Origin of the sequence: Streptomyces niphimycinicus (genome assembly GCF_018883605.1) — a bacterium.
In the GTDB taxonomy this organism is placed as follows: domain Bacteria; phylum Actinomycetota; class Actinomycetes; order Streptomycetales; family Streptomycetaceae; genus Streptomyces; species Streptomyces niphimycinicus.
On the sequence record NZ_JAHLEM010000278.1, the window covers coordinates 1 to 9,586 of the forward strand.

A 9,586-nucleotide genomic window follows, 5' to 3' on the forward strand; every position below is an offset into this window, starting at 1 on the left:
GTGCGAGGCGCCCAGCGCCCACGCGGCCTGGCGGGCCGCGCCCAGGGCGGCGTAGTCGGCGGGCTGGGGCACCACGACCTGCACTCCCAGCAGTGCGGGCGCGATCGCGCGGACGGCCTGAAGATCGGCCGCGGGCCCGAGCAGGAAGACGCGCCGCACCTGGACACCGCGCCCGCGCAGCACGTCCAGCGCGTCCGCGAGCCCGCACAGCATCCCCTCGAACGCGGCCCGCGCCAGATGTTCGGGCTTCATCGACTCGCGCCGCAGCCCGGTCAGCGTGCCGGCCGTATGCGGCAGATGCGGGGTCCGCTCACCCTCCAGATAGGGCAGCAGCACCAGCCCGGACGACCCCGGGGTGGACTTCATCGCGAGCGCGGAGAGCCCGTCGAGATCCGTACCGAGCAGCTCCGCCGTACCGCGCAGCGTCCGTACCGCGTTGAGCGTATGCACCACCGGCAGATGCATCCCGGTGGCGTCCGCGTACGAGAGGATCGTGCCGGTCGGATCGGCCAGCGCCTCGCGGTGGACGGAGAAGACCGAGCCGGAGGCGCCGAGCGAGATCACCGCGTCGCCGACCCCCACCCCGAGCCCGAAGGCGGCGGCCATGGTCTCGCCCGTACCGGCGGAGATCAGCAGCCCCTCGGGGGTGCGCCCGGCGGCGTCGGCGGGGCCGATGACCTCGGGCAGCCGCACCTGGTGACCGAGGGCCAACTGGACCAGGTCGGGGCGCCAGGATCCGCTTGCCGCCGACCAGTAGCCGCTGCTGGAGGCCGTGCCGCGGTCGGTCGTACGCCGCACCGGCCGCCCCAGCAACTGCCACACCAGCCAGTCGTGCGGCTGCATCAGCTCGGCCACGCGGTGCACCGAATCCGGCTCGCTCCGCGCCAGCCAGCGCAGTTTGGCCACCGGCTGCGAGGCGGTCGGCACGGCGCCGACCGCCTGGGCCCACGCGGTGCGGCCGCCGAGCGCCTCGGTGAGGTCGGCGGCCGCGGACTGTGCGCGCTTGTCGTTGCCCATCAGCGCGGGGCGCACCAGCACCCCGCCCGCGTCCAGCGCCAGCAGCCCGTGCTGCTGCGCCGAGACGCCGATGGCCTGAACCCCTTCGAGCAGCCCGCCCTCGGCGGCCTCGCCGAGGGACATCAGCCATGCCTGCGGATCCACATCGCCGCTGCCGCCGACCGGGTGCGGGGCGTACCCCTGTTTGATCACGGCACCCGTATCGGTGTCACAGACGACGATTCGTGTGCTCTCGGACGAACTGTCCAACCCGGCGACTATCCCCATGGATCAGATCATGCCACCGCCGCGGCTAGGTGTTGCTGGTGCCCCAGTCGTCCTCGCCCACCGCGCGGGCATCGCGCTGCCCGATCTTCTCGCGCAGCGGCCGGACCTTGTCCAGTGCCCGCACGGCGGCCAGTCGGCCTCCCTGCGCGGCCGACTCGGCGGTATTGCGGACGGCCGGATTCCGCGCGAACTTCTGCGCACAGGCGCGCAACTGCTCGTACCGCTCATGGCCCGCTCGCGTGCCCAGCACGTAACCCACAGCCATCCCAGTGATGAACGTCAGCCGGTAGCGCATCGACCTGCCCTTCTCGCTGTCCTTCACGTCCGGACCCCGGGGTCGTGCTGCGCGCCTACCCGCCCGCGCCGCAGATCACCCACGATCACGTAGAAGATCATCCCTGGAACGGCCGCGGATCGCCCGAGGGCGGACGCGGCGAACCGATTGGCGGAGCACCCCCCTGCTTGCGCTAATGTATGTGTCGCAGCGAGCGCACGCCGTCCGGAAGCCCCGGGCGGGGTCACGGTCGCGGCACACGGAGCAATCCCCTGTAGCTCAATTGGCAGAGCAGCCGGCTGTTAACCGGCAGGTTACTGGTTCGAGTCCAGTCGGGGGAGCTCGGTCCCCTGTAGCTCAATTGGCAGAGCATTCGGCTGTTAACCGGAGGGTTACTGGTTCGAGTCCAGTCGGGGGAGCAGTGAGGAGGACCCCTTGAGGGGTCCTTTTTCATTTCCGGGCCCCCGCGGACGTGATCTACGCCATGATCGAAGCCAGGGGGGCTCCCAGCACCGGCCCTTCGAAGCAGCAGATCGTATGAGCGGCTATGCTGCGGCAGACGGCGCGCGCAGATGTGTACGACGCGCCGTTACGGGGCGGTAGCTCAGCCGGTTAGAGCAGCGGACTCATAATCCGTCGGCCGTGGGTTCGAGTCCCACCCGCCCCACCAGGGCACTACGCGGGCAGACCCATCCTGACCTGCGCAGACGCAGGAACGGGAGTCGCCGCGCCGATGCGGGGACTCCCGTTCATCCGTTCAGACGAAGATCCAGGGGACACACAGGGGACACGGGGCCGGTTCAGGGGACAGTGGGGCTTCACACCGCCTCCCGACGCCCCTTCGAGGTCCGGCGGGCGATCCGGGCCGCTGTGGGCGGCAAGCCGGTCGGCAGCGCCCAGCCGTCCAGGCCCGGGGGATCGGAACGGGCGATCGTAAAGCGCGTGAGCGAGAAGTCCGCTCGCTGTTCCTCAGGGTAGCGATCGTTGAAGTTCTCGACCCGGACCAGCTCCAGGTCGTTCGTGGTGCAGTGGTCGCGTATCCACTTCACGGCCGCGTTGGCGGCGTCGTCCCGGCCCCGCCCGGCCAGGGTGATCACGCCGAGGAGGTCGGAGCCGGGTTGGGTCTGCGCTCCAACGGCCCAGGTGTCACCTGACCGCTGTGCACCGTGGGCGAAGAAGACGGCGATGTCGCTCTGCCAGGCACTTTCGGGGATCGTCAGTGGGGTGCGGACCCGGAGGGGACGTCGCGGGGCACGACGGCCATGACCGACTCGGCCTCGGTGCGCATCATCTCGGGCAGCACACTGGTGTAGGTATCCGAGGTGATCTGGCGCGAGGAGTGGCCCAGCCTCTCCTGCACGACCTTGATGTCGTTCTTGGCCAGCAGCGACAGCGCGGCAGAGATGTGCCGGAGGTCGTGCAGTCGGACGGGCGGCAGGCCGGACAACTCCACCAGACGCTTCTCCAGGCTCAGCCAGTTGGTCCGTGCACTCTCTGCCTTGGGCGCTTCTCCGTACTGGCGGTAGGCAACCTCCACTATCTGTGCTGAGATGCGCAGCCAGAGGGCGTCGAGGTGGCTTCGGACCATGGCAGGGCGTTTGAGGCAGAGCTGGGCGGCTGTCACCTCCGCCCAAATGCGGCGGGGCTGCGCGCGGCACATCTCAGCCGCGGTCCTTGGGGACACCTGTGGGTCGGCGCCGAGGAAGCGGTGGCGGCCGGGGCAGACCGTCGTGCGGGCTGGATGATGTGGTCGGGGCGGGTCCTGCGGCAGTACTCATGCAGGCTGACTGGCAGTGATGTGCGTGGCGCGGTACTGACCGGGAGGCATACCAACCGCCTTGCGGAAGACGCGGCTGAAGTCGTCGGGACGGGGAAACCCCCACCGGGCGCCTATGGCGTGAACGGGCAGCTCCTGCTTGGCCGGATCGGCCAGGTCCTTGCAGCAGTGGCTGATACGTCGGCCCCGAACGAAGTCGCTCACGGTGGTTCCCTGTTCCTGGAAAATGCGTTGCAGGTACCGCAGGGAGATCTGGTGCGCGGAGGCGATCTCGGCCGGTGACAAGGGAGCGCCGAGGTGCTCCTCGATGAAGGCGCTGATCCGCAGAAAGAACAGGCCCGGTCGGGTGGCAGACGCTGCTGCCGGTGCGCCGTCGAGGTGATGGGACAGTACGGCCGTGACCAGATCGATGCCAATGCCGCCGAGCTGGACCAGGCCGAACGGCGCGTAGGTGGCATGCGCCTCGGCAGCACCAGTCAGGAACTGGGCGAGCAACCGGCTCATGCCGCTGTCGGCAGGAAGCGGCGCGGCGAGGAGGCGGCCTACGCGGTGGTCCGGTAACGGCAACAGTCTTTTGGGGAACTGGAACACCAGGCTGTCGGCCCTGCGCTCAACCGCCTGCGCAGACGCGGTGAATGGACGAGAGCTGTCGTACAGCACCATGCCGCCGGCCTCCAGCAGCACGTTGTTCCGTGCTTGCTCGACGCCTTGTTGTCCGGAGGTGACCAAGGCCAGTTGGTACAGCTCGGGATCGGATTGGCGGATGAGTTGTGGTGTGCGCTCCGAGAGCAGAGAACTGTAGGACAGGGCCGACAGGTGCGCGGCCCCGAACGGCATGGCGCGGATGCGGGCCCCGAAGTTCCCGGGGCCGACGAAGCGGATGCGTGTGGGCATCAGTGCCGTCGTGGTGACCTCGGTCCAGGCCTCAACACGGTCGGCTGCCGGCACAACGACGCTATCGAACACCGTCAGCAGCATGTTTCCCCCCGCTCCAGAGCGCTGACCGACATCACACCACTCTGTTCCGCTTTGGCCGGGTGCCAGAAGTGCGCTCTCGGCCAACAACAGTGCGCGTTCACCCCATGCCTGTGGAGCGGCATTCGGACAGGCTCGTTCCTGCACTCGACAGCGCGGGCCGACTCGAAAGAGCCCCACAGGGGGAACCCGGCCGCCTGAAGTAGGAGGACGGCCCTTGAACCGATGGGCAAGGTCGGTCTTGCGCACCGGGCGACGTGGTCCACCCCGCGCCGCCACTCCGGACGACCTAGGTCAAACATCCACAACAAACAGGGGAACTCCGTGAACACACATAAGCGCATCGCTCTCGGCATCGCGTCGCTCGCCCTCGCGAGCGTTGGTCTCGGCGGAGGCGTCGCCGTAGCCGCCGACGGCGGAGAAGCGACGGCACAGCAGCCCACGAGCGCCGCCTCCTGCACCACCTGGGCCGACTACGCCGGTCCCGGCGGCGCCTACCGTGGGCACGCCAAGTGCTCCGGCAACGTTGACGTGAAGGTGTGGGTGAAGTGCGAGGACGGCAGCACCCACGCGAGCGCCTGGCGGTTCCAGTACGCCAAGGCCGAGTGCCCCTCGGGCCAGGACGGCGTCTCCGCCGAGTACGACACGAGGCCCTCGCGGTCGTAGCCTCATCTGAAGCCGACAGCGGGGTCGGTCCAGGGGAGGGCAAGGCCGTCGCCGACGGTGCGGGGGACCAGGTGGCCGTGGAGGTGAAACACGGTCTGGGTGCGTGCGGGCCGCATGAGGTGAGGTAGTTCCACTGGCCGCCCAGCTTCTGGGCGAGCTCGGCGGCCCGCATCTGCACGGTGCCAGCCACGACGGGATCGGTCGTGAAGTCAGCGACGTGGCCGCGCGGGAGGACCAGGAGGTTGCCCTCGGTGCAGCCGCCGCTGCGGGGCACGAGCGCGAGCGCGAGCCGCCCGTAAGCACCGCCGGGCCGATCACAGGGCTGTGAAGGTCGAGGCCAGGGACTCGTCGAGGGCCCGGCGGTAGCCCGGACTACCGGGAGCCTGCCACAGGGCGCGCCTTGTAGAAGGATTCCTCCAGGTAGGCGGCCTGGTGCGGCTGGTAGGGCTCCTCCAAGTAGGCCGCCTCGTCTTCGTCGAGTTCGACGTCCACCGCGGCGATCGCGTCGGCTAGCTGGGCCGGCTTGGTGACCCCGACGATGGGCGAGGTCACCGCCGGGTTGCGCATGACCCAGGCCAGGGCGACCTGGGCCGGGGACAGACCCCGCTTGCCCGCGATCTCGTGGACGCGCTCGGCCACTGCCTGGTCCTCGTCGCGGTAGAGGATCTTGCCGCCCTCGTCGGTCTCGGCACGCGCCGTGGCGGTGTCCCGGGCCCGCGTCAGCCTGCCCCGCGCCAGCGGGCTCCACGGGATCACGCCGATGCCCTGGTCGGCGCAGAGTGGGAGCATCTCCCGCTCTGCTTCTCGGTGGATGAGGTTGTAGTGGTCCTGCATCGACACGAACCGGGTCCAGCCGTTCAGGTCAGCCAGGTACAGGGCCTTGGTGAACTGCCAGGCGTACATGGAAGAGGCTCCGATGTAACGGACCTTCCCGGACTTGACCGCGTCGTGCAGCGCCTCGAGGGTTTCCTCGATCGGGGTGTCGTAGTCCCAGCGGTGGATCTGGTACAGGTCGATGTAGTCGGTCCCCAGTCGCTTCAGGGAGGCGTCGAGCTCGGCGAAGATCGCCTTGCGGGACAGCCCGGCGCCGTTCGGGCCGGGGCGCATCCGCATCCAGACCTTGGTGGAGAGAACGACCTCCTCGCGCCGGGTGAAGTCCTTGACCGCCTGGCCGACGATCTCCTCGCTGCTTCCGGCGCTGTACCCATTGGCCGTGTCGAGGAAGTTGACGCCGCTCTCGAGGGCCTGCTTGATGATGTCCCGGCTGGCGTCCGCGCCCAGCGACCAGGGCTCGCCGCCCCGGTCCGGCTCGCCGAAGCTCATGCAGCCGAGGGTGATGGCGGAGACTTCCAGTCCGGTTTTTCCGAGTTTGATGTATCGCACGCTTCCGAACCTAGGAGTTGAAGTGCGCTCCAGCGCAAGACGTCTCGGTCCGGAATTCGGAGGCGTGGGGCATGTGCGCCCTGTCAGGTTTCGACCGTTTCGGCCAGACGTACCAGAGAACCCAGTGGCAGCGAGTAGCGAACTGTCAATTCTCCGCCGAGCGCGTGGGGCACTACTCGGCCCCTCCCGACGGCAAACCGCCCTCACGGGTCCGCTGGGGCACCCTGGCTTCTCCCAGCGCGCCCCGCCCGAGCTCACCGCCGACCACCGGCCCACGGTCCTCACCCGGTCTTGGGGCCGGCCGGCCCCGACGGCTCCGGCGAGACCTGGCTCTACCTCCACCGCGGGGCCTGCCTCGGATGCACCGGGGAAGGCCCCGACCGCCGCCGTACGGACGAAGCCGTCGAAGACTCCCACGACCACAGCCACCCGGGCTGGCGCGACCTCCCCGCACCCTCTGCGGTGCCTTCGTCGCTGACCGTGTGCTGACGCTGTCGACCTTGTCGATGCTGTGGTCGGCACCGGCACCGGCACCGGCACCGGCACCGGCACCGGCAAGCGGTGTAGGGAAGGACCCCACCGCCGCGGAGGCGGCATCCTTGCCCGGGCGGCGTCAGTCATCGGGTCGGCAGCCAGGTGTCGATGATGGCTGTCAGCTCGTCGAGTCGGGTGAAGACGTGTCCGTTCATACCGGTGGCCTGTGCTGCGCGTACGTTCTCTTCGCGGTCGTCGACGAAGAGGAAGTCGGCGGGCGCGGCCTGCATGGCGACGACGCAGTGGTGGAACGCTGCCGGGTTCGGTTTCGCCGCATGGATCTTTCCGGAGAAGGCGGTGTGGTCCAGGTTCCGCACCCAGGGCTGTGCGGTGCGGAAGGCGTCCGCGTGGTCTGCGGGAATGTTGGACAGCAGGGCGACCTCGGCGACGCCCCGCAGGGACTGTGCGTACGCGACCATGCGCTTGTCGACGCGTGACCAGCTATGGATGTCGGCGAGCCGCAACTCCTCGATCGTGTCGGCGTCGGCGGAGCGTGACAGCCATCGCAGTACGGCCGTCCAGTACTTGGGGGCGGACCACTGCGCGGCGTCGTAGGGCGGGCGGCAGGCCCAGTAGGCCTCGGCGAAGGCGTCTGCGGGTGCGTTGCACCGGGCGGCCATCTGTGCCAGGGCGCCCGGGCGTTGGTGGCGGGCGATGACCCCGAAGAGGTCGAACAGCACGATGCGTCGGTCGGTGGACATGGTGGTGGGTTCCTCCGGATGCCGGTGGTTTCGGTTCAGGGGCGGGGGTCCAGGGCGCGGGCGAGCGAGTCCAGGGACGCGAGGGCGTCAGGGCCGGTGGGAGCGAGGACGACGCTGGTCGCGCCCGCTGCGTGGCGGTCCTTGATCGCTTCGCGTGCCTGGTCGGGGGTGCCGGCGATGCTCAGTTGGCGGACCCAGGTGGCGGGCATGGTCCGGGCGAATTGCCGGGCGTCGGCGCAGGCGGCGCGGTGTTCGCGCAGATGCGTGGCGAACGGGAGGGGGTCGATGTGGGCGGCCCAGTCCGGATCGCCGATGGCACTCAGTCCGCCGCGGACGCCGGCGAGAGCGGCGTCCTCGTCGTCATCGACGGCGGCGGCGTCGTAGGTGACGACTTCGAGGGCGTCGGCGTCCGAAGCGCTGCCCATCTGCCGCAGTGAGGAGGCGATGTAGGCGGGGGCCGCGGGCTCGGCCAGGAGGAGCCCGTCGGCAACCTCGCCCGCGGCGGCCTGTGACTTGGGGCCGCGTACACCGAGGATGACCGGCGGGACGATGTCGGGAGTCTCGGTGATGACGACGCCTTCGCAGCGCACGTAGCGGCCGCCTGCCGGACCGGGCTCGCCGCGCATGAGCAGGCGCAGCGCGGTGGTGTATTCCTTGATCAGCGTCAGGGGACTGGCGGGCCAGGCCCCGGCCTGACGCATCCAGTCGGGCATACCGTGACCGATGCCGGTGATCAGTCGGCCGGGGTAGAGCTGGGCGAGGGTGGCCAGTTCCATCGCGGCGAAGCACACGTTGCGGGCACCGGCGGGCATGATGCCGATGCCGACGGTGATGCCCGTGGTACTGGCGAGGACGGGGCCGGCCTGCGCGAGTGCGCCGCGCCAGCCGAGGTCCTCCACCACCCACACCTGGTCGAACCCCAGCTCTTCGGCTCGCCGGGCGTAGGGCAGCACGTCCCGGACGGGCAGATCACGGGGGAGCAGGACACCGACACGGCCGCGGGCGGGGATGGCGTCTGTCTCGGGCATCGACGGCTCCTTCTGTTGGCGGTGGTTTCTCCCCCGCCGGTCCAGCGACCGGCGGGGGCGGAGGGGCCTGTGCGGCACGGGGTCAGGGGCCGTGCCGCACAGGCGGTCAGTGGCTGCCGCGTGCCATCTCGCGCGTGCGGTCGGATCCGGTGCGCAGGACTCCGGCGGCCGCAGCGGCGATGGCGCACAGCAGAGTCAGCAGCAGCAAGGCGTGGTTCAGTGCCACGAGATGGGTCAGCCAGCCGATGACGGCGGGTCCGGAGAGCATGCCGAGGTAACCGAGCCCGGCGACGCGGGAGACGTTGGCGCCGGCAGCGGAGGGGTCGGCGCGCCCGGCCGCGCTGAACAACTGGGGGACGCAGCCGGACAGTCCCAGGCCGAACAGCGCCCAGCCCGCGAACGCGGCCCATATCCACGGCGAGACGGCCACGATCGTGATCCCGACGGCGGCCGTGACCGCGCCGTAGCGCAGGACGGCCATGGGCCCCAGCCGGCCGGAGACGCGGTCGGCGAGCAGCCGGCCGGTGGTCATCGCCGCCGCGTAGGTGCCGTATCCGACGGCGGCGGTGCTCGCGGGTGCGCCGAGGATGTCCTTCAGGTGCAGAGCGCTCCAGTCGTTGGCGGCTCCCTCGCTCAGCATGACCATCAACGCCAGGGCGGCGAGGACCCAGATACGCCCGTGGGCGCTGCGTGGCTTCCCGGCCGGGGCTCCCTCACCCTCCGCGTCGGCGGTGGCGGCCGAACCCTCTGCGTCGGCGGTGGCGGCCGAACCCTCTGCGTCGGCGGTGGCGGCCGACGTCGGCGCGGTCGGCAGCAGACCGCGTGCCGACGCCAGTGCGGTCACGATGCCCACGGTTCCCACGGCGCCCATGCCCGCGGCCGGGCTCATACCGGCGCTCGCGGCGCCCGCTCCGGCGAGTGAGGCGATGACGCCGCCGACGGAGAACATGGCGTGGAAGGCCGA

General features: G+C 70.2%; 11 protein-coding genes and 3 tRNA genes. 5 read left to right on the plus strand and 9 right to left on the minus strand.

What is annotated here, in order from left to right; genetic code table 11:
* Nucleotides 1-1,284: FGGY family carbohydrate kinase (locus KN815_RS24440; RefSeq protein ID WP_216344083.1), on the minus strand; the 1,284-nt coding region annotated here is incomplete at its 3' end.
* A gap of 25 nt (nt 1,285-1,309) precedes the next feature.
* Nucleotides 1,310-1,579, minus strand: a complete 270-nt coding sequence (locus tag KN815_RS24445; protein WP_014060441.1) for a hypothetical protein — start codon at nt 1,577-1,579, stop codon at nt 1,310-1,312.
* A 247-nt stretch (nt 1,580-1,826) separates the two neighbouring features.
* Between KN815_RS24445 and KN815_RS24450 the strand changes: the two genes are divergently transcribed.
* From KN815_RS24450 to KN815_RS24460, 3 genes are all read left to right on the plus strand, one after another.
* Nucleotides 1,827-1,899: transfer RNA gene (locus KN815_RS24450), tRNA-Asn, on the plus strand.
* 5 nt (nt 1,900-1,904) lie between these two features.
* Nucleotides 1,905-1,977, plus strand: a tRNA-Asn gene (locus KN815_RS24455).
* A gap of 174 nt (nt 1,978-2,151) precedes the next feature.
* A tRNA-Ile gene (locus KN815_RS24460) sits at nt 2,152-2,228 on the plus strand.
* Between the two features lie 148 nt (nt 2,229-2,376).
* Here KN815_RS24460 and KN815_RS24465 read toward each other — a convergent pair.
* The 3 genes from KN815_RS24465 to KN815_RS24475 form a co-directional block, all read right to left on the minus strand.
* Nucleotides 2,377-2,655, minus strand: a complete 279-nt coding sequence (locus tag KN815_RS24465) for a hypothetical protein (protein WP_216344084.1) — start codon at nt 2,653-2,655, stop codon at nt 2,377-2,379.
* A 119-nt stretch (nt 2,656-2,774) separates the two neighbouring features.
* The gene (locus tag KN815_RS24470) at nt 2,775-3,146 is read right to left on the minus strand and encodes a tyrosine-type recombinase/integrase (RefSeq protein WP_216344085.1); all 372 of its coding nucleotides are present in this window, start codon (nt 3,144-3,146) and stop codon (nt 2,775-2,777) included.
* 186 nt (nt 3,147-3,332) lie between these two features.
* Nucleotides 3,333-4,313, minus strand: coding sequence for an AraC-like ligand-binding domain-containing protein (locus KN815_RS24475; protein ID WP_253209212.1), 981 nt, complete (start codon nt 4,311-4,313; stop codon nt 3,333-3,335).
* A gap of 321 nt (nt 4,314-4,634) precedes the next feature.
* On the opposite strand from KN815_RS24475, the gene KN815_RS24480 reads away from it, so the two are divergent.
* Nucleotides 4,635-4,976, plus strand: coding sequence for a hypothetical protein (locus KN815_RS24480; protein WP_216344086.1), 342 nt, complete (start codon nt 4,635-4,637; stop codon nt 4,974-4,976).
* Nucleotides 4,977-5,348: 372 nt separating this feature from the next.
* Here KN815_RS24480 and KN815_RS24485 read toward each other — a convergent pair whose 3' ends face one another.
* A complete protein-coding gene (locus KN815_RS24485; RefSeq protein ID WP_216344087.1) occupies nt 5,349-6,359 on the minus strand; it encodes an aldo/keto reductase in 1,011 nt (336 codons plus the stop codon).
* A gap of 291 nt (nt 6,360-6,650) precedes the next feature.
* Between KN815_RS24485 and KN815_RS52290 the strand changes: the two genes are divergently transcribed.
* Nucleotides 6,651-6,848 (plus strand): DUF6349 family protein, encoded by a 198-nt coding sequence (locus tag KN815_RS52290; protein WP_372458460.1) that lies wholly within the window; start codon nt 6,651-6,653, stop codon nt 6,846-6,848.
* A gap of 128 nt (nt 6,849-6,976) precedes the next feature.
* On the opposite strand, the gene KN815_RS24490 is transcribed toward KN815_RS52290, so the two are convergent.
* The 3 genes from KN815_RS24490 to KN815_RS24500 form a co-directional block, all read right to left on the minus strand.
* Nucleotides 6,977-7,594 carry an HAD-IA family hydrolase gene (locus KN815_RS24490; RefSeq protein ID WP_216344088.1) on the minus strand — a complete coding sequence of 206 codons (618 nt, stop codon included), beginning with the start codon at nt 7,592-7,594 and terminating at the stop codon, nt 6,977-6,979.
* A 35-nt stretch (nt 7,595-7,629) separates the two neighbouring features.
* The gene (locus tag KN815_RS24495; protein WP_216344089.1) at nt 7,630-8,622 is read right to left on the minus strand and encodes an LLM class flavin-dependent oxidoreductase; all 993 of its coding nucleotides are present in this window, start codon (nt 8,620-8,622) and stop codon (nt 7,630-7,632) included.
* A 106-nt stretch (nt 8,623-8,728) separates the two neighbouring features.
* Nucleotides 8,729-9,586 (minus strand): MFS transporter (locus tag KN815_RS24500; RefSeq protein ID WP_216344090.1); only part of this gene is annotated, 858 nt, incomplete at its 5' end.